Annotated in this window: 18 protein-coding genes, 1 tRNA gene, 1 pseudogene and 1 CRISPR repeat array (1 of these 21 cut by a window edge); of the genes and pseudogenes, 14 read left to right on the forward strand and 6 right to left on the reverse strand. The window is 63.9% G+C overall.

Annotation, left to right across the window (positions count from 1 at the left end; all coding sequences use genetic code 11):
* Positions 1-30 precede the first annotated feature (30 nt).
* Positions 31-1,353, reverse strand: a complete 1,323-nt coding sequence (locus JDV76_RS10565; protein ID WP_376993023.1) for a nicotinate phosphoribosyltransferase — start codon at positions 1,351-1,353, stop codon at positions 31-33.
* Between the two features lie 134 nt (positions 1,354-1,487).
* Between JDV76_RS10565 and clpS the strand changes: the two genes are divergently transcribed.
* The 6 genes from clpS to JDV76_RS10595 all read left to right on the forward strand — a co-directional run bounded on the left by clpS (position 1,488) and on the right by JDV76_RS10595 (position 5,885).
* Positions 1,488-1,781 (forward strand): ATP-dependent Clp protease adapter ClpS, encoded by a 294-nt coding sequence (gene clpS, locus JDV76_RS10570; protein WP_198736867.1) that lies wholly within the window; start codon positions 1,488-1,490, stop codon positions 1,779-1,781.
* A 14-nt stretch (positions 1,782-1,795) separates the two neighbouring features.
* A complete protein-coding gene (locus tag JDV76_RS10575; protein WP_198736868.1) occupies positions 1,796-2,335 on the forward strand; it encodes a DUF2017 domain-containing protein in 540 nt (179 codons plus the stop codon).
* 43 nt (positions 2,336-2,378) lie between these two features.
* On the forward strand, positions 2,379-3,074 hold the full coding sequence (locus tag JDV76_RS12690; protein ID WP_198736869.1) for a rhomboid family intramembrane serine protease: 696 nt from the start codon (positions 2,379-2,381) through the stop codon (positions 3,072-3,074).
* Positions 3,071-3,982, forward strand: a complete 912-nt coding sequence (locus JDV76_RS10585) for a serine hydrolase (RefSeq protein ID WP_198736870.1) — start codon at positions 3,071-3,073, stop codon at positions 3,980-3,982. The genes JDV76_RS12690 and JDV76_RS10585 overlap by 4 nt, the downstream gene beginning before the upstream one ends.
* A 213-nt stretch (positions 3,983-4,195) precedes the next feature.
* Positions 4,196-5,044: a glutamate racemase gene (gene murI, locus JDV76_RS10590; protein ID WP_248140974.1), complete on the forward strand. Its 849-nt coding sequence runs from the start codon at positions 4,196-4,198 to the stop codon at positions 5,042-5,044.
* A gap of 73 nt (positions 5,045-5,117) precedes the next feature.
* The gene (locus JDV76_RS10595; protein ID WP_198736871.1) at positions 5,118-5,885 is read left to right on the forward strand and encodes an MBL fold metallo-hydrolase; all 768 of its coding nucleotides are present in this window, start codon (positions 5,118-5,120) and stop codon (positions 5,883-5,885) included.
* Positions 5,886-6,236: 351 nt separating this feature from the next.
* Here JDV76_RS10595 and JDV76_RS12825 read toward each other — a convergent pair whose 3' ends face one another.
* The 3 genes from JDV76_RS12825 to JDV76_RS10605 all read right to left on the reverse strand — a co-directional run bounded on the left by JDV76_RS12825 (position 6,237) and on the right by JDV76_RS10605 (position 8,510).
* Positions 6,237-6,362: a hypothetical protein gene (locus tag JDV76_RS12825; RefSeq protein WP_255520451.1), complete on the reverse strand. Its 126-nt coding sequence runs from the start codon at positions 6,360-6,362 to the stop codon at positions 6,237-6,239.
* Positions 6,363-6,455: 93 nt separating this feature from the next.
* Positions 6,456-7,100, reverse strand: a complete 645-nt coding sequence (locus JDV76_RS10600) for a hypothetical protein (RefSeq protein ID WP_198736872.1) — start codon at positions 7,098-7,100, stop codon at positions 6,456-6,458.
* Between the two features lie 360 nt (positions 7,101-7,460).
* Complete coding sequence (locus JDV76_RS10605; protein ID WP_198736873.1) at positions 7,461-8,510, reverse strand: zinc-dependent alcohol dehydrogenase family protein; 1,050 nt, start codon at positions 8,508-8,510, stop codon at positions 7,461-7,463.
* A 353-nt stretch (positions 8,511-8,863) separates the two neighbouring features.
* Here JDV76_RS10605 and rph point away from each other — a divergent pair, with 353 nt between their 5' ends.
* Together rph and JDV76_RS10615 are read left to right on the forward strand one after the other, a co-directional pair.
* Positions 8,864-9,607, forward strand: a complete 744-nt coding sequence (gene rph / locus JDV76_RS10610) for a ribonuclease PH (RefSeq protein WP_232959311.1) — start codon at positions 8,864-8,866, stop codon at positions 9,605-9,607.
* A gap of 6 nt (positions 9,608-9,613) precedes the next feature.
* Positions 9,614-10,249, forward strand: a pseudogene (locus tag JDV76_RS10615) (non-canonical purine NTP pyrophosphatase); the annotation flags it as partial.
* Between the two features lie 120 nt (positions 10,250-10,369).
* Here the strand turns inward: JDV76_RS10615 and JDV76_RS10620 are convergent.
* Together JDV76_RS10620 and JDV76_RS10625 are read right to left on the reverse strand one after the other, a co-directional pair.
* Entirely contained in the window at positions 10,370-10,729 is a 360-nt protein-coding gene (locus JDV76_RS10620) for a DUF3817 domain-containing protein (RefSeq protein WP_198736875.1), read from the reverse strand.
* A gap of 11 nt (positions 10,730-10,740) precedes the next feature.
* Positions 10,741-11,130, reverse strand: a complete 390-nt coding sequence (locus JDV76_RS10625) for a hypothetical protein (protein WP_198736876.1) — start codon at positions 11,128-11,130, stop codon at positions 10,741-10,743.
* A gap of 124 nt (positions 11,131-11,254) precedes the next feature.
* On the opposite strand from JDV76_RS10625, the gene JDV76_RS10630 reads away from it, so the two are divergent.
* From JDV76_RS10630 to cas2, 6 genes are all read left to right on the forward strand, one after another.
* A tRNA-Leu gene (locus JDV76_RS10630) sits at positions 11,255-11,339 on the forward strand.
* Positions 11,340-11,847: 508 nt separating this feature from the next.
* Positions 11,848-20,961, forward strand: coding sequence for a type I polyketide synthase (locus tag JDV76_RS10635; RefSeq protein WP_248140972.1), 9,114 nt, complete (start codon positions 11,848-11,850; stop codon positions 20,959-20,961).
* A 137-nt stretch (positions 20,962-21,098) separates the two neighbouring features.
* Positions 21,099-21,500 (forward strand): holo-ACP synthase AcpS, encoded by a 402-nt coding sequence (gene acpS, locus JDV76_RS10640; RefSeq protein ID WP_198737018.1) that lies wholly within the window; start codon positions 21,099-21,101, stop codon positions 21,498-21,500.
* Between the two features lie 215 nt (positions 21,501-21,715).
* Positions 21,716-24,997 carry a type II CRISPR RNA-guided endonuclease Cas9 gene (cas9, locus tag JDV76_RS10645; protein WP_198737019.1) on the forward strand — a complete coding sequence of 1,094 codons (3,282 nt, stop codon included), beginning with the start codon at positions 21,716-21,718 and terminating at the stop codon, positions 24,995-24,997.
* 3 nt (positions 24,998-25,000) lie between these two features.
* Positions 25,001-25,930 carry a type II CRISPR-associated endonuclease Cas1 gene (cas1, locus tag JDV76_RS10650; protein ID WP_198736878.1) on the forward strand — a complete coding sequence of 310 codons (930 nt, stop codon included), beginning with the start codon at positions 25,001-25,003 and terminating at the stop codon, positions 25,928-25,930.
* Positions 25,911-26,240 (forward strand): CRISPR-associated endonuclease Cas2, encoded by a 330-nt coding sequence (cas2, locus tag JDV76_RS10655; RefSeq protein ID WP_198736879.1) that lies wholly within the window; start codon positions 25,911-25,913, stop codon positions 26,238-26,240. The genes cas1 and cas2 overlap by 20 nt, the downstream gene beginning before the upstream one ends.
* 50 nt (positions 26,241-26,290) lie before the next feature.
* Positions 26,291-26,544: direct repeats of the CRISPR family, unit length 36 nt; unit sequence GAAGTATATCAGGGGTAATGAGAAATGAACCCCAGC; it runs 4,647 nt beyond the window's last position.

The following is a 26,544-nucleotide window of genomic DNA, read 5'->3' on the forward strand; positions in this document are numbered from 1 at the left end:
CCGTACTCTCGGGCTATGACTGCGAGAGGGTCAGAACCCGACGAAGCGGGCGCTGAGCGCCGGCTCGTCACGGGACAGTGCGAGACCCTCCCACGGGAGGGTGACCAGTTGCGCGGCCAGGTACTCCCGGGACTCGTTCAGGGTGGGCAGTCCGTCCACGGGTCTACCGTCCCGCACCATCGGGATAGTCAGTTCCCGGGCGGTCAGCGTCCCCACGTCAGGGGTTTTGGCGCCGATCGGCAGGACGATCTCCTCGACCGCGGTCCCCGTGTCACGGTGCGTGCGCAACGCCCGCTTTGCGCCGCCACGGCTGGCCTTGTTGCGCGAGCGCTTGGCGACGGGCTTGCCGTCGACCTCGACCAACTTGTACACCATGCCCGCCGTCGGGGCGCCGGAGCCGGTGACGACGGAGGTGCCGACACCGTAGATGTCCACAGGATCGCCGGACAGTCCGGCGATGGCGAATTCATCGAGGTCAGAGGAGACGACGATCTTGGTGTTGTGGTTGCCCAGAGAGTCCAGCTGGCGACGTACCTGCCGGGTCAGCATACCGAGGTCGCCGGAGTCGATCCGGACCGCCCCGAGGTTAGGCCCGCCGACCCTCACCGCGGTCTCGACGCCGTGGGTGATGTCGTAGGTATCAACCAGGAGGGTGGTCGCCACACCGAGGGAATCGATCTGGGCCTGGAACGCGGCTTCCTCATTCGGGCTCCCGTCCTCGTTGACGTGGAGGAGCGTCCAGGAGTGCGCGGCGGTACCACCGGCTGGGATCCCGTAACGGTGTGCGGCTTCGAGGTTTGAAGTGGAGTCGAAGCCCGCGAGATACGCCGCGCGGGAGGAGGCCACAGCGGCGTACTCATGGGTCCGGCGGGATCCCATCTCGATGATCTTCCGACCGTTCGCCGCCGTGACCATCCTGGCTGCGGCGGATGCCACGGCGGAGTCGGCGTTCATGATGGAGAGGACAACAGTCTCCAGGAGAACACACTCGGCGAAGGTGCCGCGGACCGTGAGGATCGGGGAGTACGGGAAGTAGAGCTCGCCCTCGCGATAGCCGTCGATCTGGCCCGAGAAACGGTAGTTGCGCAGGTAGTTTAGCGTACGGTCGTCGAGGAAATCCAGCGACGCGAGCTGGTCTTCGGTGAACACGAAATCCTGCACCGCGCGGAGGACGCGTTCGGTACCGGCGACGACGCCGTAGCGGCGTTCGTTGGGGAGTCTGCGGGCGAAGACTTCGAAGGCGCACTCTCGGTCCGCAGTACCGTCACGCAGCGACGCCTGCAGCATAGTTAGTTCGTACATGTCCGTCAGCAGGGCGCTGGAACGGCGGTTGTCTGTTGATTCCGGGGTGATGTGGTTCACCCACTCCACTGTAGTCCCATCGTTTCGGGCACCGACAGTACCGGCGCCTTACCACGGGAACAGGAGCCGCCGCCGACACTGCGGCGGTCCCGCACGTCCGAACGGAAACGGATAGTCTTGTGGACATGAGTTCGCCCACACCAGTACCTGTAGAGACGGAGAACGTCGAGGTCCTCACGAGTGAGAACCTGCCCTGGATGTGCATCGTCTGGGATGACCCGGTCAATCTCATGAGTTACGTCACCTACGTGTTCGAGACCGTCCTCGGATATGACCGCAAACGTGCCACAGAACTGATGATGCAGGTCCACACTGAGGGGAAGGCCGTCGTCTCGTCGGGGGAGAAGGACAAGGTCGAGGCGGACGTGAAGAAGCTGCACACCGCCGGGCTCTGGGCGACGATGCAACAGGCTGGTTAGGGGAGGCACGAGGAATGGAACCCTGGAAACGCAGAAAAGGCCTGATCCGAGGTCGGGCCAGATTCACCGCCACGTTCGAACCGATGGAGCGGGAGGTCCTCGGTGACCTTGCTGCCACCGTGGCGGAGGCGCTGATCCGGAGGGCTCAGTCCGCCCCGAAGGACGAACTCGCGGAGCTCACCGGGATGCCCAGCGGGCACAAGGAGGCTCCCGAGGATCCGGCACTGCGTCGGCTCCTGCCCGATTTCGAACGTGCCGGTGACGAGGAGTACGAGGGGGACAATGCCCTGCTGCGGAGCCTCCACGAGAACGATATTTGCCGGGGCAAACTCGAGAATCTCCAGGTGATCAGCGAAGCGCTCGGCCCCGACGGCAATGTCGCCGTCGTGGTGCCCGAAGCCGAGGTCAACGCCTGGCTCGCCGGTCTGAACGACATCCGCCTGTACGTCGCTTCCGGGGAGGTCAACGGGGAAGCCGCGGAGGAGGAACGCGCCGCGCTTGTGGAGTGGTTGGCGTTCAACCAGGATTCTCTGCTTGCCGCCCTGATGGGGTGACCCGGCCGCAACCGGGCGGCCCACGAACGATGAGGAAAATAACGTGCCCCAGTACCCCGACCGTTCTGCGTTCCACGTCCCCGATTCAGGCGGGACATTCCCCTGGGGACTCCCCGCCACAGCCCCACCTGCGCCCTCGCTACTGGCTTCCGGGCGGGCGCGGCTCAGCACGGCGGTACGCCTCACCCTCGGCTGGGTGATCACGATCTGGGGGGTATTCCTGCTCAACATCCTCAGCGGTGGTTACCTCAACTCCTTCGGCATCCATCCGCTGGACCCTGCGTTCCTTCCCACGATCGTCAGTGCACCGTTCCTGCACCTCGGTTTCGCGCACATCATGGGTAACACCTCAGTCGGGGTGGCTGCCGTCTTCATCATCGGGCTCTCGGGACGGAGAACATTTTTCGAGGTCACCGTGATCTGTATGGTCGTTGGAGGCCTAGGAACCTGGTTGCTGGGGGGAGTGGGAACGAACCACATCGGCGCGTCCGGGCTGGTGTACGGATGGATGAGCTATCTCATGGTGCGCGGCTTCTACAACCGTTCCCTCGGCCAGATCATCGTCGGCGGCATTCTCCTTTTCTCGTTCTCCGGCATGGTCTACGGTTTCCTGCCGCAGACGGGACTGTCCTGGCAGGGGCACCTGTTCGGCGCGGTCGGAGGAGTGATCGCCGGCGCCACCATCACATCCGACGATCCGGTTCGGCGCGCACCGCGCACAAGAGGTGGACTCTCATGAAGAAACTGACAGGGGTGATCCTGTGCGCGTCGATCCTGTCCGCGTGCACGATTCCCACCGGGGACCGGGATGGGGCCGTGGACGACGATCCGCCCTCTCAGACGACATCGACAGGTGCCTCGGCGTGGGTTGGTGGATCGACGTCGCGGACTCCCTCGCCCGAGTCCCCGGAATTGCAACGCGTGGCGGATGAGATCGCCGCCGCCGCGGCCACCGACGGTCAGGTGGGAGTTGCCCTCGCCGACGGCCACTCCGTCGTGGAATCGGGAGAAATCGCCGTCGGTCCCGCATGGTCCACGGTGAAGGTCCCGGTGTCCATGGCGGTCCTGTACCGCGGTACCGCGACCACGGAGACCGTCGACCGGGCGATCACCGTGAGTGACAACGCCGCTCTGGACACTCTGTGGTCCTCCCTCGGTGGCGGGGCGGATGCTGCGGCAGCTACCGAACAGATCCTCCGCAAAGCCGGGGACGACACTACCGTTCCGCCCGAGGTCACCCGGCCCGGGTTCTCCGCCGCGGGACAGACCGACTGGGCGCTGACGGATCAGGCACGGTTCGCCCAGCAGATGACCTGCATCCCGGGGGCGGGTGCTGTACTGACTGCAATGAATCACGTTGCCGATGCGCAGTCCTACGGACTCGGACGGATACCGGACCTCCCGTTCAAGGGCGGATGGGGTCCCGACGAGGCCGGCGACTACATGGTCCGGCAGTTCGGTGTCTTGCAGACCCCGGGTGGGGAGGTCGGCATCGCGTTGGCGGTGCAGCCGGAGGACGGCGCCTACGACACCGGTCGGAAGATGCTCGACCGGATGGCTCTCACGCTGGAGACGGAGATCGACGCAGGTGTGTTCACGGAGGCCGCGGAGTGTATCCCGGAACCTGCCGGGAAAGAACTCGGATGACCACAGGCCCGGCCACCGGGAACGCGGGTCAAGAATGGTTGTGGGCTCCGTGGATGATGACCGCGGGGGCGACGGGCCTATCCGCTTGCGTCGCCGGCGCCCCTGAGGCGGAGGGGGCGGCATTTGACGGGGCGATCCCGATCACGGTGTTCTTTTCCGTGTCCCGGCGAAAACACTGATCCACGCCGCAGGCGGGCGGATAGGATCGGTGACGTGAGTACCCCGGAAACCCCAGCAGATGAGATTGTCCGTGCCGAGAATCCTCCAACGGCGGATTCTCCGATCGGGATCTTCGATTCCGGCGTCGGTGGACTGACCGTCGCCCGGACCATCGTCGATCAGCTCCCGAATGAGTCGATGATCTACATCGGGGACACCGGCAACGGCCCGTACGGGCCGTTGCCCATCCGTCGCGTCCGGGAACACTCGATGGTGGTCGCGGATGAACTGGTACGTCGGGGCTGCAAGATGATTGTCATCGCCTGCAACACCGCCACCTCGGCGTTCCTCCGTGACGCACGCGAACGCTACGAGATCCCGGTCATCGGTGTGATCCTGCCCGCCGTGAGACGTGCGGTCTCGACGACCCGAAACGGTCGGGTCGGGGTCATCGGCACGGTGGGGACGATCAGTTCCGGGGCCTACCAGGAACTGTTCGCGGCTTCCCCGGCCGTCGAGTGCTTCGCCACCGCCTGCCCGAGCTTCGTGGACTTCGTGGAACGGGGGATCACCTCGGGGCGGCAGATCCTCGGCGTCGCGCAGGCCTACGTCGAACCACTGCAGGCAGCGGGGGTCGACACCCTCGTCCTGGGTTGCACTCATTATCCCCTGCTGAGTGGAGTCATTCAGCTGGCCATGGGAGAACACGTGACGTTGGTGTCGTCAGCCGAGGAAACCGCCAAGGATGTGCTGCGGACCCTCAGTCAGATGGATCTCCTCTCGGAGTCGGGAACGCCGACCCGGACCTTCGAGTCCACCGGCGATCCGCGCCTGTTCACGCAGCTCGCAGGTCGTTTTCTGGGGCCGGATGTGACCCATGTTAGTCACCTGGACGGACTGTAATCCACGCCGGATACGACACAATTTCATGCTGAGAGGTACCCATGTGGCCCCGAGTCATGGCACAGTGATTCCTATGAAGTTGACCATCCTCGGGTGTACCGGAAGCTTGGGAGCGCCCAAGGGGCCCGCTTCCGGGTACCTTCTGCGCGGGACCCGTGGCCCAGCGGTGATCATGGACTTCGGCCCCGGCACTCTCGCGGCGTTACAGGAGGTGCAGGATCCTGCGGACGCCCACGTGATGTTCTCTCACCTGCACGCGGACCACTGCATGGACTTTCCCTCCCTGATGGTCTGGCGTCGCTATCACCCGGCCTCAGCTGCTCCCGCGCGCAACCTGTGCTGCGGTCCTATTGACCTCCCAACCCGGATGGGGCGCCTCTCATCCGACATTGAGGGCGAGGTGGACGACATGTCGGATTCTTTTGCTTTCGTTCCGTGGCGGCACGGAGAGGCACAGATTGTCGCTGACTTCACGGTGACCCCGTATTCCGTCGTCCACCCCATTGAGGCGTACGGGCTTCGAGTGGAGGAGCCTGCGACGGGCCGTGTACTGGCGTATTCCGGGGACACCGGCTGGTGCGAGAATCTGATTGAGTTGGCGCGGGGGGCCGACGTCTTCCTGTGCGAGGCGACCTGGGGGGATGAGTCTCAGGGGAAGCCGGAAGCCATGCATCTATCCGGGCAGGAGGCTGGGCGTGCGGCGCGGCTTGCGGGTGTTCGGGCTCTCGTTCTAGTCCACATTCCGCCGTGGGTTGATCAGGATGCGACAGTTGCAGCCGCCCGGACCGAGTTTGACGGTGAAATTCTCTTGGGGAGGGCTGGGATGGCGCTGTCCGTTTAAGCCTGTGTTGCTGTGTGTGGATGTCCGACTGTCTACCGATGCGGTGCTAGATGCTCTCTGAAACCCTGTTGAACAGGGTTTCTTCTGTGTCAGGGGGGTGTCAACCACCCCCACTAATGAAAAACATACCCATTTGCCTCCAGCCGGGATAACTTTGTTGAGAATTGTTGTCTATTAACTCTGGAGTTGTTCATGCACCTGAGGAACCGGGTACTGGCAATCGCCTTCGCATCCGCGCTACCACTTGCCGTGATGTCGCCCGCCATCGTCAACGCTGAGGAGCTCCCTAAGGGAGATACTGCAGAGCGTCTAGCGAACACGGAAAATGGATCCACTGAACCCACGAGCCCTTCAGTAAAAGAAGACGGTGGCCGTGCATCGGAGAATCATCATCACGACCACGATCACAGCCATGGCGAACACCACGGCCACGACCATGATGGACACGGACACGACCACGGCCACGACCATGGGCATGATGATCGGACCACGGGTTCCAGCGATTCGGTAGCGGGGGCGCCAGATGATGGTGGAAAAGCCTCAAGTTCTTCGATCTCTGATCTGATCGGGTCATCGGCAGGTGGGTGGTTCAGCTCGAAGCATCCAGGTTCGAGTGCCGGTGGCGGGAATGGGCACGACCATGACCACGGGCATGACCATGACCATGGGCACGATCACGGGCACGGACATGATCACGGGCACGACCATGACCACGGGCATGACCATGACCATGGGCACGATCACGGGCACGGGCACGACCACGACCACGGGCACGACCATGACCACGGGCATGACCACGGGCATGACCACGGGCACGACCATGGTGGGCACGGACATGATCACGGTGGGCATGACCACGGGCACGACCATGACCACGGGCATGATCACGGTGGGCATGACCACGGGCACGGACATGATCACGGGCATGACCATGACCACGGGCACGACCATGATCACGGTGGGCATGACCACGGGCACGGTGGGCACGATCATGCTGGGCATGATCACGGCCATGATTACGGGCACGGACATGATCACGGGCATGACCATGACCACGGGCACGACCATGGTGGGCACGGGCATGATCACGGGCATGACCATGACCACGGGCACGGTGGGCACGATCATGCTGGGCATGATCACGGCCATGATCACGGTGGGCATGACCATGGGCACGATCACGGCCATGGCCACGACCACGAGGGGTATGCCCACGCGGAACGGCAGTGGAAAGGTCGCGACAGTGCGGATGCGGTGCGGGATAGTGCTGCACGATCCGGGAATGTGTCCACGACGGAAGCCACCGAGACACGGGTCGGTATTCAACAGACTTCCGCTGAAGGCGAAAGGAAGTCTGGTTCTGGGACGACCTGGGCGGCATCACTTGTGATCGGTGCTCTCGTGCTCGCTGGGGCTGTGGTGGGAGGTTTACGGCTGCGGCGGCGCTGAAGCGTCACAGGTGTGTGACGCGGTGACACCCCAGGGCGACCGTCGGGAGTGAACGTTCTGTTGCCTACTGGGGTGTCACCGTTGCGCGGAATGGTGTTGAACAGTTGAACAGTTCCACAGTGGTGATTAGGGCGTGATCACGAGTTTCACGGCCTTGTGCTCGGCGGCGTTAGCGAAGAGGTCATAGGCCTCGATGAAGTCATCCATCGTGAAGTGGTGGGTGGCCATCTTCTCCGCGGGGAGCTTTCCTGATGCCACCATGCGCAATAGCCGGTCGATGGAATAACCGTCGATGAGACCCATGGAAATGTTGATGCTGGAGATCCACAGGTCCTGGAGCGGGAGTTCGACGGATTTGCCGTGAACACCTACGTTGGCGACGCTGCCGTGGGGGCGAACGATCTTCAGGCAGGTTTCGAAGGTCGGGGGGATGCCAACGGCTTCGATGGCGACATCCACGCCCAGCCCATCATGGGTAAGCGCCTTGATCTTTTCGATCGCGTCGGGATCCCCGGCGTTGATTTTGTCGGTTGCACCGAACTCGATCGCGGTGTCCATCCGGTTCTCATCCATGTCGATGATGATGACGCGGCCGGCACCGGCGAGGCTCGCGGTCATGACCGCAGAGAGTCCGACAGGTCCGGCGCCCACGACGGCGATGGTGTCGCCTGGTTTTGTGTTGCCGTTGAGGACACCCACCTCGAAGCCGGTTGGAAGGGCGTCGGTGAGGAAGAGGACCTGCTCATCGGATAGGCCTTCCGGTACCCGGTACAGGGAGGTCTCGGCGAAGGGAACCCGGCAGTATTCGGCCTGGGTTCCATCGATGAGGTGGCCGAGAATCCAGCCGATTCCACCGACGGACTGACAGTGGGAGTGGTTTCCGACCTTGCAGAAGGTGCACTTGCCGCAGGAGGTGATTGCCGGGATGATGACTCGATCGCCGACCTTGAGATCGGTTACTGCTGCGCCGACCTCGGTGATCGTTCCGACGGCTTCGTGTCCGAGAATTCGGCCGTCGGTGACTGCAGGAACGTCTCCCTTGAGGATGTGGAGGTCGGTGCCGCAGATGGTGGTGGCGTCGATCTTGCAGATGACGTCGGTTGGGTCCTGGATCGTGGGATCCGGAACTTCCTCCCAAGACTTCTGGCCGGGACCGTGGTAGACGAGGGCCTTCATGGTGAACTCTCCTTAATGAGATTGGTTTGCACTTATGTGGGGTTTGGGCGAGCCTATGGAACGAGCTTAGCGCAATTCTCCACCCTGTATCAGGGGATAGATTCATGTTGCTTTTAAAGGAACACTAGGGAACTTATTTTGATCTTGAGGGTACGTCGGGGGTGGTACAGTCTTCGGGTTGTAGGTGTCGCCGAAACGGTTCAGGGACGACGAGGCCGTGCCAGAGATGATCGGTCTGTATCCCTCCTGTGCGCCGCTTGCCGGAACCGGGTGCGTCAGCTGAGTCGGTTCTGTGCGGATCTCGTCCGTGTGACGGCGCGGCGACGGTAGTGTCTCCGGGTATTCTGTCGGACATGACTTCTACTTTCATCCGCGCAGATGGTCGTTCCCTCGACGAGATGCGTCCCGTGTCCATCACCCGAGGTTTCACCACCAATCCCGCAGGCAGTGTCCTGGTTGAGTTCGGCAACACCCGGGTTATGTGTACGGCTTCCGTCGAGGAGCGAATCCCGCGGTTCAAGGTTGGTTCCGGGGAAGGATGGTTGACCGCGGAGTATTCGATGCTTCCGGCGGCAACTCACGACCGGATGCCGAGAGAGTCGATGCGAGGCAAGGTGAAGGGACGGACCCATGAGATTTCCCGGCTGGTGGGTCGCTCCTTGCGTGCCGCCATCGACCTCTCTCAGCTAGGGGAGAACACCATCGCACTGGACTGTGACGTACTTCAGGCGGATGGTGGTACCCGCACGGCCGCGATCACCGGTGCCTACGTGGCGCTTGCCGATGCCGTCGCAGCGCTGAGCGAACGGGGTGTGCTCACCGGAAATCCGTTGCTTCCTCCGGTCGCCGCGGTCTCTGTCGGTATCATCGACGGTCGTGTCTGCCTCGATCTCCCCTATGAGGAAGACTCCCGTGCCGAGGTCGACCTGAATGTCGTCATGACGGAATCGGGCAATTTTGTTGAGGTGCAGGGGACCGGCGAGGCAGGCACCTTCTCCCGGGAGCAGCTGAACGCGATGCTGGATTCCGCGGAGGTGGGCTGCCGTCAGCTCATCGCTGCCCAGAAGACCGCTCTCGCAGAACCTCTGAAAGGCTGAGCGCCGGTGCTTGTCCACGTCGCATCGCACAACCCCAAGAAGCTGAAGGAACTCCGTCGAGTCCTGGACGCTGCAGGTATTCAGGGGATCGAACTGCTTTCATCCGAGGATCTACTCGGATATCCGGAACCGGTCGAGGATGGGCGAACGTTCGCCGACAATGCCCTGATCAAGGCTCGTGCAGGCGTCGCGGCCACCGGTATCACCACCCTGGCCGATGATTCCGGGCTCGCGGTCGAGGAACTCGGCGGTATGCCCGGGGTACTCTCTGCGAGGTGGTGCGGCAGGCACGGGGATGACGCGGCCAACAACGAACTGCTCCTCGCGCAGATGGCGGAGGTACCGCTGAAACGCAGGAAGGCGGCGTTCGTCTCAGTCTGCGCCCTAGTCACTCCGGACGGTGAGGAGTGGGTGGAGAAGGGGACCTGGTCGGGCCGACTCGTCCGGACCCCGGTCGGGGAGAACGGCTTCGGTTACGATCCTCTGTTCATACCCGCAGAAGAGGATGAGCGCGTGGCGGACACCGATGAGCGGCCCCGATCCTCCGCTGAACTGTCTCCCGAGGAGAAGGACGCGCTGTCGCACCGAGGGAAGGCGCTCGCTGCCCTGGTTCCCGCTCTCGCGGAGCTCGCTCACCGGTCCGAACTCGAAGGCACCGCCGTGGGTACCGACGAAGGGCGCCTCATCGCGGTGGACACCGGCGATGAGGCGGAGGGGACAGAGTGCGGAGCTGCCGAGGGTCGTTCCTGCGACAGCTGAGGCTCAGAGATCGAACGCCGTTGTGACCTCACGGCGGCGTTGGCGCTCCATCCAGAAGGACATGAAGGGGATCGTGCCGGCCAGCGCTGTGGTCAACCACCGCACCGGTTCCCACCGGGCCTTGATTCCGAGGTTCATCGTCGCCATCAGGTAGCACATGTAGAACAGTCCGTGCAGCTGGCCGATGATGGTGGCCCAGCTCGGCATGTCGACGTGGAAGATGTAGTCGAGGATCATGCGTCCGGTGAGGATCAGGAGCCAGATACCGGTCACCCAGGCGGTGACCACGAAGATCCGGAGGGCTGTCCGGATTCTGTCCTGGCGGCCGTTCGGTTGGCTTGTGTCGGTGGAGGGTGCAGTCACGGGGTCCTCTTTCACTCGGTGGTGTCGCGGCGGCGACGGGGCGTGTTGAGGGTGTTGAACGTCTCGATGTCGATCGAAGGTCGGGGAGGGAGGAAATTTTCGTCGATCTCCGTCATCTCCCCGCGGGCCTCACGCTCGGCCTTCTCCCGTTCAGCGGGAGCCTGGCCCGTCTCCTGGACTTCTCGTTCGTACTCGCCGATTTTCCAGTAGGCGTAGACGAAGAATGCACCGAAGGCCGGCCATTGGAGGGCGTACCCGAGGTTCTGGAAGGAGCCCGATCCGGACTGGAACCGGGTCCACTGCCACCAGGCCAGGAAAAGGGTGGTCAGAACCGCGACGGCGAGGAGCAGGAGCCGGAAGAAGTGCACGCGGGGGCGTGCCTGGTTCCTTGGCTTGTCCATGTCGTTCACACTTGTCGACGATACCTCACTGGGATACGTGGGTAGCCACCCGGAGGGGACCAGATTCGGAACGTTGGCGTCGTTGATTGTAGGATGACGCGCAGCGTGTGTTCAGCACACGCAGGCGCCCGTGGCGGAAGTGGCAGACGCGCTGGATTTAGGTTCCAGTGTCTTATGACGTGGGAGTTCAAGTCTCCCCGGGCGCACCAGGTACAACCCCTCCGACCAATCTCGTCGGGAGGGGTTTTCATTTTTCCGGTGCGTACGAATACTGAAACCTCCCACAGTTACGACGTCTGGTTGGCGCAGACTGGCACGCTGATCGGCATCGAGGTGGACGGGGACCGGAGCCCCGGCGGGGAATCCATTGTGGGAGAGGGGTATGCGGGGTCCTTCCTTCCCGCGCCGGGAACGGTGCATGGTCCGGCCAGCGGCGTCGGGGATCTCCTGGGCTGGGGCCGGGGATGCGTCGGGGCAGGCGCGAATAACCTGACACAATCACCCCTTTGTGGGGGTGTGACCTCCTATTGCGGGTGCGAAACAGTTTCCCCCGCTCAACTACGGTTTTCGGCGGTTTGATCAGGGGCTGGAGATGAGCGACTGGGGAGATGTTGGCAAAAGATGACGCTTTCCTCATGATTTTGTGGCACATTTGCCTGGGCAAAACTAGCGGCTCCCGGGCCGCTCACTAACATGCAAAAACAGGAGAGTTTCTACGTGACTGAGCACCAGCACACCTTCGGCAGCGACCGACTCATAGACAACCTCGGGGAGCAGAGTTTCGCACTGAGCTTCTCCGGTCAGGGTTTCGACTGGTTGAGCACACTGCGTGCCTCCCTCGCTGCGGGTGCGGGCTCGAACGTCTCCGGAATCGTGGAACAGGCCGCGGGTATTCTCGCACCGGTGTCCGACGCCCTCGTCGGTGCCCGTCCCCACGGGTTTGACCCGGTTGCGTGGGCGAACGCCGAGGAGACCCCCACCTTCGATACCGCGCAGGCCGCGGTGAGCGTTCCGGGCATCTTCACGGCGCAGCTCGCGGTTCTGGACGCCCTCGAATCGCAGGGGCTCGACATCGAGCGCGCCACGGCGGTCATCGGACATTCCCAGGGTGTGCTCGGCGTGCACCTGATGAAGGACGTCTCCCGGGCTGCGGAGCTCCTCGCCGTCGCCGAGCTCATCGGCGCCGCCATGACCCGGACCGGCAGGATGACCGGGCTCATCCAGCAGGGCGAGAGCTACCCGATGCTCCTGATTCAGGGCGTCACCCGGGAACAACTGGCCAAGGCGATTGCCGCGACCTGTGGCGACGTCGATGAACAGCTGCGCCCGGTCATCGGCCTCCGCAACGGTGTTGACGCCTTCGTGGCTATCGGTCGGCCCGCAGACGTTACTGCAGTGCAGGAACTGCTGCAGACGTTCGCTGAACGTGACGCGAAGGCGATCGAGAACAAGGAACGCGGCGGCAAGCCGTTCGCGCCCACCTTCACGGCCCTGAAGGTGCAGACCGGGTTCCACCATCCCGCCTTCACCCCCGGTGTGGAGCAAGTCGTCGAGTGGGCGGCGGCCTGCGGCATCGACACCGACCTGGCCCGCGAGGTCGCCGCCGATGTCATGGTCAACCCCGTCGACTGGGTCGCCGAGGTCACCGGCGCGGCCGAAGCCGACGCCCGCTGGATCTTCGAGGTCGGGCCCGACGGCGGTGTCGCCGGTCTCACCCGGCAGATAGTCACCGGCCGTGGCGTCGGTGTCCTGGCCGTCCACGATGAGGCGGGACAGTCGCGACTGTTTGATCCGGGCCTGCCGATGGAGCCTCCGGCGGACTTCAGTGAGTTCGCCCCACGCATTGCCCACGACGCGGACGGCAACGACATCCTGGTCACCCGCTTCACCGAGCTCACCGGCTACTCGCCCATGCTGCTCGCCGGTATGACTCCCACGACCGTGGACCCGGAGATCGTCGCGGCGGCCGCGAACGCCGGCAACTGGGCGGAGATGGCCGGCGGTGGGCAGGTCACGCCTGCGATCCTTGAAGCGAACATCGCGAAGCTCACCGACCTCCTCGAACCGGGTGTCAACGCCCAGTTCAACTCCATGTTCCTCGATCCGTACCTGTGGAAGATGCAGATCGGCGGCAAGCGCCTGGTGCAGCGTGCCCGTGCGAACGGTGCCCCGATCAACGGTGTCGTCGTCACGGCAGGGATGCCCGACCACGATGACGCCGTCGAGCTCGTGCATGAGCTGCGCGAGGCGAACATCCCCTGGGTGTGCTTCAAGCCCGGCGCGGTCAAGCACATCCGCAAGTGCCTCGACGTCGCGGCCGCCGTCCCGGATGTCCCCGTCATCATCCAGGTGGAGGGCGGCAAGGCCGGGGGGCACCATTCCTGGGAGGATCTCGACGATCTGCTGATCGCCACTTACGGCGACATCCGCCGCCACCCGAACGTGGTGCTCTGCGTCGGCGGTGGCATCGGTACGCCGGAGCGCGCGGCCGACTACATCACGGGCGACTGGGCCACTGTGCACGGCCTGCCCGCCATGCCTGTCGACGGCATTCTCGTCGGTACCGCCGCGATGGCGACGAAAGAGGCGAAGACCTCCGAGTCCGTCAAGCAGCTTCTCGTCGACACTGCGGGTATCGACGACTGGGTCGGTGCCGGGCATGCCGCAGGCGGGATGGCCTCCGGCCGCAGTCAGCTCGGCGCGGACATCCACGAGATCGACAACTCCGCCGCGAAGGCGGGGCGCCTCCTCGACGAGGTCGCCGGTGACGCCGAGGCGGTTGCCGCCCGCCGTGATGAGATCATCGACGCCATCGGACGCACCTGCAAGCCCTACTTCGGTGACCTCACCGATATGACCTACCGCACCTGGCTGCAGCGCTACCTCGAACTGTCCGGCCCGTACCAGGGGCAGTGGACCGACATCACCTGGTTCACCCGCTTCGAGCAGATGCTCGGCCGCGCCGAGGCGCGCCTCACCGACACCGATCACGGCACCTTCACGCCCATCGTTGACCTCGACGAGAACGACGCACCGCAACGCGCCGTCGAGAAGCTCGTCGAGGCCTACCCCGACGCCGTGACCGAGCTGCTGCACCCGGCGGACGTTGTCTGGTTCCTCGGGCTGTGCCGCACCCCGGGTAAACCCGTCAACTTCGTGCCCGTCATCGACGAGAACGTGCGCCGCTGGTGGCGTTCCGACTCCCTGTGGCAGGCCCAGGACGAGCGTTACGACGCCGACCAGGTGTGCGTCATCCCCGGTCCGGCGGCTGTCGCGGGCATCACCCGCATGAACGAGCCCGTCGCAGACCTGCTGGCACGCTTCAACGCCGCCACCATCGAACGCGTCGGGGACACTGCAACCGAGGCCCCCGCCACCGTCGACACCGCCCCCGTGCCGCGTGTTCTCGCCGCCTCGGGCACCTACTGGGCCGGTCGCCACGCCGCGTCCCTCATCGCCCGCCTCGGTGCTCCGGACACCTGGGAACTCGCGGCCGATGGCCGCTCCGCCACGCATACCGCGACCGGGTCCACCCTCACCGAGCAGGACGACACCCACGCGGTGCTCACTGTCCCGCTCGCCGGATCCACCGCCGCCGGTACCACCACGGACCTCACCATCCGCTTCACCCTGCCCGCCGCCGCCGTCCCCGGCTCCGTCCCGCAGGTCACTCAGGCCGACGCCGAGGACGCAATGGGTGAACTCACCCGCGTCGCAGCCGGCGGCACCCTCGCCCAGCTCGACGGACACACCGCGCACTGGTCCACCACCCTCGACCTCGGCCACATGGCCGACTATCAGGGCGTGACCACCGGCTACCTGCCCGACACCCTCACCCCGGCAGGCACCGCCCCCGACGTCCTCGTCGGCCGCGCCTGGCCCGCCGTGTTCGCCGCCGTGCGTTCCGCGGTCATCCCCGGCACCGACTCAGCCTCCGTCGTCGAGGGCATGCTGTCCCTGGTACATCTCGAGCACCACCTCAAACTCGACCGCGAACTACCCGCCCCCACCGCCGACAAGGCCGTGCAGCTCGACGTCACCGCCACCGCCGACGAGGTCACCGATACGGACATCGGGCGCGTCGTCGTCGTCCGCGCCCGGATCACCGCCGACGGCGAGGCCCTAGGCACCCTGTCCGAGCGCTTCGCCATCCGCGGCCGCAACGGCAAGGCAACCGCGAACACCAACACCTCGGTCCTGCCGAGCGTCGTTGACACCCCGCGTTCCTTCCGCGCGATCGCCACCGTCGCCGCCCCGAAGGACCTCCGGCCCTTCGCCGTGGTCTCCGGCGACCGCAACCCCATTCACGTCTCACCGACCGCAGCGGGACTCGCCGGCCTACCCGGCGTCATCGTCCACGGCATGTGGACCTCCGCCATCGGCGAACTCATCGCCGCCGCCGGTTTCTCCGACGACAACACCACCACCGCGCCGGGCCGCGTCGTCGAGTACACCGCCACGATGCTCGCCCCGGTCCTGCCCGGCTCCACGATCGAGTTCACCGTCGAACGCACCGGCATCGACAACCGACCGGGCTGCGGCGAGGTCCGCAGCGTCACCGCCACCGTTGGCGGAAACCCCGTCCTCGTCGCCACTGCCGTCATGGCCGCACCGACAACCTTCTACGCCTTCCCCGGCCAGGGCATCCAGTCCCAGGGCATGGGCATGGACGCCTACCTGTCCTCCGCCGCGGCGAAGGAGGTCTGGGACCGTGCGGATGCCCACACCCGCACCAAGTTGGGCTTCTCCGTCCTGGAAATCGTGCGCAACAACCCCACCGAGGTCATCGTCGACGGGGAACGCTTCCACCACCCCGACGGTGTGCTGTTCCTGACACAGTTCACCCAGGTCGCCATGGCCACCCTCGGCGTCGCCCAGGTCGCCGAGATGCGGGAGGCCAACGCCCTGAACCAGCGGGCCTTCTTCGCCGGGCACTCCGTCGGTGAATACAACGCGCTCGCCGCCTACGCCCGGGCGCTGACCCTGGAATCCGTCGTCGAGATCGTCTACCGGCGTGGACTCACCATGCACCGTCTCGTCGACCGCGACGAGAACGGCAACTCCAACTACGCGCTCGCCGCGCTGCGCCCCAACAAGATGGGGCTCACCGCCGACAACGTCGCCGACTTCGTCGCCCGCATCGCCGAGGAATCCGGCGAGTTCCTCGAGATCGTCAACTACAACCTCGCCGGGCTGCAGTACGCCGTCGCCGGCACCGTCACCGGCCTGAAGGCCCTCGGCGCCGCCGCGGAGCAGGCGGCCCCCGGCCAGCGCGCGTTCATCCTCATCCCCGGTATCGACGTGCCCTTCCACTCCTCCGTCCTGCGCGACGGAGTCGGCGACTTCCGCGACCACCTCAACTCCCTGCTGCCGCAGGAACTGGACCTCGACGTCCTCGTCGGCCGCTACATCCCGAACCTCGTGGCCCGTCCGTTCGAGCTGACCCGTGACTTCGTCGAATCCATGACCGAGGTCGTGGACTCGCCGCTGCTCGCCGAGATCCTCACCGACTTCGACGCTGCGGCCGCGAACGAGCAGAAACTCGCCCGCACCATCCTCGTCGAACTCCTCGCCTGGCAGTTCGCCTCCCCGGTCCGGTGGATCGAGACCCAGGACCTCGTCCTGCGCGACACCGCCCACGGTGGACTCGGCGTGGAGCGCTTCGTCGAGGTCGGGGTGGGCTCCGCCCCGACCATCGCGAACATGATGGGCCAGTCACTGCGCCTCCCGCAGTACGCGCACTGCGACATCGAGGTCCTCAACATCGAGCGCGACCGCAGTGTCGTGTTCGCCACCGACGAGATCGTCCGCGAGGTCACCGACGAAGAAACTCCGGACAATGGTGCCACCGCAGGACCGGATGCACCCGAGTCCGCGGCGGTGCCCGCCGCCGTGGAACCGGCCGCACCCGTCGCCCCGGCAGGCGGCCCCCGCCCCGATGACATCGCCTACGGCCCAGAGGACGCCACCGCACTACTCATCGCCCTGTGGACGAAGGTTCGTCCCGAGCAGATGGGCGTCACCGACTCCATCGAAACCCTCGTCGACGGCGTATCCTCCCGCCGCAACCAGCTCCTGCTCGATCTCGGCGTCGAGTTCGGGCTCGGCGCCATCGACGGCGCCGCCGACGCGGAGATCGCCGACCTGAAGAACACCGTCTCCCGCATGGCCAAGGGCTACACCGCCTTCGGCCCCGTGCTGTCCGACGCGATCACCGATGCCCTGCGCCGCATCACCGGACCCACCGGAAAACGCCCCGGCTATGTCGCGGAGCGCGTCACCGGAACCTGGCAGCTCGGCCAGGGCTGGGCCGACCACGTCACCGCAGCCGTGGTCACCGGCTCCCGCGAGGGCGCCTCCCTGCGCGGCGGCGACCTCGCCACCCTGAGTCCCGCCGCACCGTCGAACGCCGGTGAACTCGACGCCCTTATCGACGCCGCCGTCCAGCAGGTCGCCGCCGCCCACGGTATCTCCGTGGGTCTGCCGACCGCCGGTGGCGCCGGTGGTGGGGTCGTCGACTCCGCCGCGCTCGGCGAGTTCGCGGAGCAGGTCACCGGCAAGGCCGGTGTGCTCGCCGCGACCGCCCGCACCATCCTCGCGCAGCTCGGGCTCAACCACACCCCGCGCACCGCGAACCTCTCCGCCGCCGAAGCGGACCAGAGCTTCTTCGAGCTCGTCAGTAAGGAACTCGGCTCAGACTGGCCGCGTCTCGTCTCGGAGACCTTCGAGGCTGAGCGCACCGTGCTCATTGATGACCGGTGGGCCTCCGCCCGCGAGGACATCATCCGCGTCGCCGCCGGGGAGCTTGACGCCGAAAAACTCGATGTCACAGGGACCGGCAGCGCCGTCGCCGACCTCGCCACGCACCTCGCCACCAGGGCCGACGAGACAACCGCCGCCACGCTGCGCCGCCTCGCGGACCAGGCACGCGACACCCGCCCCGGCGAGTACACCGATGATGTTGCCGTGGTCACCGGTGGATCACCGAACTCCATCGCCGCCGCGATCATCGCCAAGCTGCTCGCCGGTGGAGCGACAGTCGTCGCCACCACGTCCTCGCTCAACCACGACCGCCTCGAGTTCTACAAGCGCCTCTACCGCGACAATGCCCGTGGCGGTGCCGCCCTGTGGATCGTGCCCGCGAACCTCACCTCCTACGCCGACCTCGAATCCGTGATCGAGTGGATCAGTTCCGAGCAGACCGCCACCGTCAACGGCGAGAAGAAGGTCACCAAGAAGGCACTCGTTCCGACGCTGCTGTTCCCCTTCGCCGCACCGCGCGTCATGGGCAGCCTCGACGACGCGGGCCCCCGCGCCGAGAACGAGATGCGCCTGCTTCTCTGGTCCGTCGAAAGGCTCATCTCCGGACTGTCCGCCATCGGCACCGACATCCAGGTCGGCCGCCGCATGCACATCGTCCTGCCGGGTTCCCCGAACCGGGGCCGCTTCGGTGGCGACGGCGCCTACGGCGAATCCAAGGCAGCACTCGACGCCTTGGTCACCCGCTGGAACGCCGAACCCGTGTGGGGCGAGCGCACCTCCCTCGTTCACGCCCTGATCGGCTGGGTCCGGGGCACCGGACTGATGGGCGGCAACGACCCCCTCGTCGACGCCGTTGAAGCAGCCGGTGTGCGCACCTACTCCACCGAGGAGATCGCCACCGAACTGCTCACCCAGATCACCACCGACGTGCGCACCACCGCCGCCAAGTCACCCGTCACCGTCGACTTCACCGGCGGACTCGGTGAAGCAGACCTGGATCTGGCCGAACTCGGACGCACCGCAGCCCGCGACGCCGCCGCAGCCGACGCTGAGAAGACGGACGTCGACACACGCGAACTCACCGCTCTGCCCACCCCGTACCGCCGCATCCGGCAGACCACCCCGGACTTCACCGGGCAGGTCACCACCGACCTCGACGACATGGTCGTCATCGTCGGCACCGGCGAGCTCGGCCCCTACGGCTCCGCGCGCACGCGTTTCGACGCCGAGGTCAGCGGCGACCTCACCGCCGCCGGAGTCATCGAACTCGCCTGGTCCATGGGACTAATCACCTGGGACGCCGACCCCACCCCCGGCTGGTACGACGCCGAGGGCACCGAAATCGCCGAAGAGGACATCTACGACCGCTTTCACGACGAGGTCCTGGCACGCGTCGGTGTGCGCCGCTACCACGACGACTTCGACATGGTCGACAACCTCGCCCCCGAGCTGACCACCGTCTACCTCGACCAGGACATGACCTTCAGCGTCTCCGACGCCGACGCCGCCCGCAGCTTCGTCGACTCCGAACCGGACAACACCAGCGCCTGGCTCGACGAGGAGAGCGGCGAGTGGAACGTCACCCGCCACGCCGGGTCCGCCGTCCGCGTCCCGCGCCGCATGGCAATGACCCGCTTCGTCGGCGGCCAGATCCCCGAAGGCTTCGACCCGACTGTGTGGGGCATCCCCGCCGACATGGCCGACAACCTCGACCGCGTCGCACTCTGGAACATCGTCTGCACCGTCGACGCGTTCCTGTCCTCCGGATTCACCCCTGCCGAACTCATGCGCGCCGTGCACCCCGCCCGCGTGTCCTCCACCCAGGGCACCGGCATGGGCGGCGTCGAATCGATGCGTTCCCTCTACATCGACCGCCTGCTCGCCGAGCCCCGCGCCAACGACATCCTCCAAGAGGCACTGCCCAACGTCGTTGCCGCGCACGTCATGCAGAGCTACGTCGGCGGCTACGGGCAGATGATCCACCCCGTCGCAGCCTGCGCCACCGCCGCAGTGTCCGTCGAGGAAGGCGTGGACAAGATCAAGCTCGGCAAGGCCGACGTCGTCGTCGCCGGTGGCTTCGACGATCTCTCCGTCGAGGGCATCACCGGCTTCGGCGACATGGCGGCCACCGCCGACTCCGCCGAGATGGCCGGAAAGGGCATCGAGGAGAAGTACTTCTCCCGCGCCAACGACCGACGCCGCGGCGGATTCGTCTCCTCCGCGGGCGGCGGAACGCTGCTGCTCGCCCGCGCGAGCGTCGCCGCCGAACTCGGCCTCCCCGTGCACGGTGTGATCGCCTTCGCCGAATCCTTCGCAGACGGTGCGCACACCTCCATCCCGGCGCCGGGCCTCGGCGCCCTGTCCGCGGCCCGCGGAGGCATCAACTCCCGACTGGCCAAGGCCCTCGAATCGGTCGGGGTCACCGCCGACGAGATCGCCGTCATCTCCAAGCACGACACCTCCACCACCGCGAACGACCCCAACGAGTCCGACCTGCACGAGCGGATCGCCGCATCCATCGGCCGCGCCGACGGAAATCCCCTCTACGTCATCTCCCAGAAGTCGCTCACCGGCCACGCCAAGGGCGGAGCCGCGGCCTTCCAGATGATCGGGCTCACCCAGGTCCTCCGCAGCGGTGTCCTGCCCGCCAACCGGGCCCTCGACTGCGTTGACCCGGTCCTGGCGAAGCACAATCACCTCGTGTGGCTGCGCAGCCCCCTGAACCTGGCTGCACGACCCCCGAAGGCCGGACTGGTCACCTCCCTCGGATTCGGCCACGTCTCCGCACTGGTCGCCATCGTCCACCCGGGCGCCTTCGTCGAGGCGCTGCGCACCGCACAAGGTGACGATGCCGTCGCATCCTGGACCGCACGGGCCACCGCCCGCGAAGAAGCCGGCCTGCGCCGCATCCTAAGCGGAATCTACGGCGGCCCCGCCCTGTTCACCCGCCCCACCGACCGCAACCTCGGAGCCACCGGCGCAGCGGCCAAGGAACGCGAGGCGAGCGTCCTACTGGACGATGATGCCCGACTCGTCGACGGCGTCCTGCGCACCGGGACCGAGATTTAACGGTGTCGCGCGCCTGACCAAAAAAGACAGCCGCCGCCCCACCCGTTCACACAGGTGGGGCGGCGGTTCTGTCACGTCGCACCACCTCCACGCACCCTGCCGCGGCCGGTAGGCTGGGGTACATGCCTGCACCGCTCCTGCCCACCACCGGAATCGACCTCGTTCACATCCCCGGCTTCGCCGAACAACTGGGCACCCCGGGCAGCACCTTCGCAGACGTCTTCACCACCACGGAGAAGCGTATCGCAGGCCGCAAACCCGCCCACCTGCGCGCCGAACACCTCGCCGGGCGCTGGGCCGCCAAAGAAGCATTCATCAAAGCCTGGTCCACCGCGCTCTACGGACAGTCGCCCGTCATCCACCCCGAGAAAGTGAACTGGCAGGAGATCGAGGTCCGACCCGACAGGTGGGGAAGGGTTACGCTCGCGCTCCACGGTGAGGTGGCCCGGACTGTGAACCTCAGCTTGGGTGATGTACGGGTGAGCCTGTCCATCAGCCACGACGGGGATTACGCCACGGCAGTGTGTTGGGTTGGGTAGGTGGGGGTGGGGTAGTGATACCCCCGGTATGGAGTAAAACGCGGAGAACCCTGTTCAAATCTATGCGTGTCACCTATACTAGGAAACGAGAAATGAACCTCAGTAAGCGTCAGCTCGTTTCTGACGTTGAATGCTCCGAGCTATTAGCTCTCAAGGCCAATGAACAGCGATGTTCATTGGCCTTTTCTCATTACCTCTCAAGGAAGGGCATCTGCATGTCTGAAAAGCACCGCTATCTTGTCGGAATTGATGTTGGGTCCTACTCGGTCGGGATGACCGCAGTAGCAGTTGATGAGGAGGGGACACCGACAGAACTGTTGAGTTCTGTCTCGCACATCCACGATTCAGGACTCGATCCAGATAGCATCAAATCCGCGCAGACAAGGCTGGCCGTCTCCGGTGTGGCCAGACGGACCCGGAGGCTCTTCCGGCGCCGGCGCCGGCGCCTCGTTCAGCTGGACAACTTCCTGGAAAAGCAGGGTTGGCCCGTCAACGAGATGGAGTCCTACGAGGATCCATATTTACCGTGGCGGGTACGTGCGGAACTCGTGGTGAGCCGGATTGAGAATTCGGCTGAACGCGGGGAAAAACTATCCATCGCGCTACGTCACATTGCCCGCCACCGAGGATGGCGTAACCCCTACACGAAGGTGTCATCCCTCATGGCGGATGTATCACCGAGTGAAGCATTCAACGAGATTCGCACGACGATCTCGAAGACAACCGGAATAACGATCCCGGAAACTGCGACCGTCGGACAGATGGTTGCGGCCACGAGCTTCGGACAACACAAGTTACGTGGTGAAGGCGGCCTACTCTCCGCCCGGCTGCAGCAGTCTGATCACGCCAGGGAGATCCGGGAGATCTGCGCTAAGCAGGGGATTGAACCCGCATTGACCAGGGAGATCATTGAGAAAGTTTTTGTCGCGGAATCTCCGAAGGGATCTGCGTCGGGGCGGGTCGGAAAAGATCCGCTACAGCCCGGGAAACGTCGTGCCCTGAAGGCGTCGGATGCATTTCAGAGGTATCGGATCGCTGCGCTCATCGGTAACCTTCGGATTCGTACAGAGGACGGGAAGAGGCTTCTCACACTCGAAGAACGGAATCTCATCAATGACCATCTCCTGAACCTGAAGCCCAAGGTGGAGCCCGACTGGAACAGTATCGCTGAGATTCTAGGAATCGACCGAGGCAGGCTCCTCGGCACAGCAACGATGACGGATGACGGGGAACGCGCGGGCGCCCGACCTCCCGTGCACGACACGAACCGACAGCTCCTCACCTGTTCGGTGAAAACCCTCGCGAACTGGTGGAAGGAAGCTGACGATACACACCGTGCAGCGATGCTCAAGGCACTCGCCAACGGTGAAATGGACGACTTCGACTCTCCCGAAGGCGCCGTAGTCCAGGAGTTCTTCGCCAATCTCGATGATGCGGAGCAGGAGAAGCTGGATAAGCTGCATCTTCCCATGGGGCGCGCAGCATACTCGGAGGACACACTTCGTCGAATCACCCGCGTGATGCTTGATGAGGGGGTGGATCTCTACGAGGCGCGACGGCGCGCGTTTGGTGTCAACCCTGACTGGAAACCACCGGCACCGCGGATCGGTGAACCCGTCGGGAACCCAGCCGTTGACCGCGTACTCAAAACGGTAGCCCGGTGGCTTGAATCTGCGATAGATACCTGGGGAATACCCGAAAGCGTGAATATCGAGCATGTCAGGGACGCGTTCATCAGCGAATCCAAGAGCCGCGAACTGGACCGCGACATTCAGCGCCGAACAAAACGCAACGAACAGTTGTTTGCGGAGATGCAGCAGAAACTCGGAATCGAAGCCAGCCGTACACGGCGGGCAGATTTGTGGCGCTATCAGTCCGTGCAACGCCAAAACGGACAGTGCGCGTATTGTGGGCAGTCGATCAGGTATGATAACTGCGAGATGGATCATATCGTTCCCAGGGCGGGAGCCGGATCCACGAATATCCGCGCGAATCTCGTGGCGGTATGCGGCCGTTGCAATCGGTCGAAAAGCAATATTCCATTTGCTGTATGGGCTGAACGGTGCGACCGTGAAGGTGTGAGTGTTGCTGAAGCGAAGGAACGTACCCGACACTGGATCACCGATCCCGGTATGCGTCCCAGAGAGTTCAAAGAGTTCACGGCGGAGGTCTGCAAACGCCTTGAACGAGCAACCGTGGACGAGGAACTGGACAATCGTTCCATCGAATCCGTTGCGTGGATGGCCAATGAACTCCGAGCACGTATCTGGCAGCACCTCCAAAATGAGGACGGGGATAGCCCGAAGGTACGGGTCTACCGTGGTTCACTGACTGCGGCTGCGCGTAAGGCGTCGGGGATATCGAAACGACTTGAGTTCATTGGAGGAACGGGAAAAACCCGGCTTGACCGCCGCCATCACGCTGTGGATGCCGCAGTTGTGGCGCTCATGTCCGCAACCGTTGCGGAGGTCTTGGCACAGCGAGAAAATGTTCGTTTCAGCCAGGAGCTGTGTCGCTCCGCGCCTCAGTGGAAGGAATTCACAGGTTCGGACGCACACCATCAGATTCAGTTCTCCACGTGGAGAAGGAAAATGAAGGTGCTTGCTGGATTGCTCCAAGAAGCGCTCAACGAGGACCGGATTGTCGTGATGTCAAACCTCCGACTTCGTTTGGGCAATGGTGCGGTTCATGAGGACACAATCCGCCCACTCAAGGAGCTTAAGGTTGGTGATGCGATATCCGTCCAGGATATCGATAGAGCCTCGAGTGAGGCCCTGTGGTGTGCACTCACAAGGCATCCTGATTTTGATCCGAAGGAAGGGTTACCGGAAGATCCTGACCGGACAATTCGTATCCACGGTAATCATTTGAACAGTGATGACACGATCACCGTATTTCCGATCGGTGCCGCATCACTGGCGGTAAGAGGAGGATTCGCAGAACTCGGCTCGTCATTCCACCATGCCCGCATCTACCGTTACCCGGCAGGAAAAAAAATGGCCTACGGCATGATGAGGGTCTACACAATTGACCTACAGAAGTTCCGTGAGCAGGATCTGTTCTCCGTGGAGCTTCCTCCGCAAACCATCACCCGCAGATATACCGAGCCTAAATTGAGGCAGGCGCTCGACGCAGGAACCGCAGAGTACCTCGGATGGCTGGTTATCGATGACGAGCTGTTGGTCAAGACAGATCCCTTCAACACAGGACACCTGGCGCAAGCACAAGAAGAGGTAGGGATTATCTCCAGGTGGCGGTTGGATGGATTCTACTCGGATTCAAAGCTGCGATTGCGTCCACTACAGCTCAGCGGTGAGGGCCTCAGCGAGAACGCATCGGAGGGACTGTGTAAAACAGTGGATAGGCCAGGCTGGCGACCGGCAGTCAACAAGTTCTTCGAAAGGGGAGCGGTGGTGGTTATCCGCAGAGATGCACTGGGTCGCCCACGGATGGAGAGTCCCGCGCATCTCCCTGTGACATGGTTGGCAGGAGCGTAGCCGGTGAACCCGGGGTGGCGTGTTCTCGATTTCACGGAGTTCAAGGGGAGCATCGTGTATCGGCGTGGACAATTGCTCGTCAAGAGGGACGGGATTTCTGAACACGTCACGGTTCCCCTTACCCAGATCGCTGTAGTTCTCATTGGAAACCATGCCTCGGTCTCCGGTGCAGTGCTGACCAAACTGAGTGAATATGATGTTCCTCTTCTTGTCTGCAACTGGAGTGGGATACCCATTGCGGGTGCTGCCCCGTGGCGTGATCACACTAGAATCGGCGCCCGGCAACGTGCACAGGCGGAGCTGACACTTCCGCGCAGGAAGAATGCGTGGGGGCGGATCATCAGAGCAAAGATCAGCGGGCAGGCGGCCACGATCAAAAGCGTGTCTCACTCAGCTTCGGAGGACCTTCAGGAACTGGCTAAAACGGTAAAATCAGGAGACCCGAATAACGTTGAAGCAGTCGCTGCTAGAAAATACTGGAATGCGGTCTCACAGTATGAGATAGGATTCAGAAGATTTCCCGGCTCGGGGGTTGAGGGATTGAACAGTTGCCTTGACTATGCGTACACGATCCTTCGGGGCTACGGGATACGGGCAGTGGTGTCTGCAGGGCTTGTTGGGACGCTGGCTGTTTTTCATCGTGGTCGTGATAATCCGTATGCACTCGTCGATGATCTCATTGAGCCTTTTAGGCCAGCGGTTGATGCGTACGTCCTGACTCACTACAGCCAGTATGGAGGCGGGATGGATGATCCTGATGTGAAGCGGGGATTGGTGGCAGCTGTAACCGGTGTTTTTGATGGTACCGGGGAGACGATCCCGACTGTGCTCACGGCTTTCTGTCAAGAATACGGGTTGTATGTTGAGGCAGATCGGAAAACACTCGAGGTGCCTGTGTGGTGGGGTGAGTTGAATGCCCGCGAAAGGGAGTGAGCCGGTGTGGTGTCTGGTGATGTTCGATTTACCGGTCAAGACGAAGGCACAACGATCAGCCGCGACCCGCTTCCGCAATGAGCTACTTGACCTGGGTTTTTGCATGGCGCAGCTCAGTGTGTACGTGCAGTATCTTCCTCTAGCTGCTCGGTTAAAGCAGATCGTGACTGCAGTTAAAGCGGCGCTACCGCCAGGAGGTGATGTACGGGTCGTGTCCATCACGGACAAGCAGTGGTCCAGAGCTATCCGTTTTTCGAGTGCTGTGCCTGAAAAACAGGAAGATCAGCCCTCACAGCTCACGATTTTCTAGCCTACCGGCCCGCTAAACATGCAGGTCATACAACATTTTTTGGGCGCACCGAAGTATATCAGGGGTAATGAGAAATGAACCCCAGCACCGTCACCGTCCACTCCCCCCACGGCGGGAAGTATATCAGGGGTAATGAGAAATGAACCCCAGCCATTGATCCCGATGGACCCCGCTCGAATGAAGTATATCAGGGGTAATGAGAAATGAACCCCAGCTCCGACGGCCCTCATCGTTGATCGTTGCGAAGTATATCAGGGGTAATGAGAAATGAACCCCAGCCCCACTCGGTCAACATCGACTCTTC

Source organism: Corynebacterium marambiense, from assembly GCF_016342275.1.
Lineage (GTDB): Bacteria > Actinomycetota > Actinomycetes > Mycobacteriales > Mycobacteriaceae > Corynebacterium > Corynebacterium marambiense.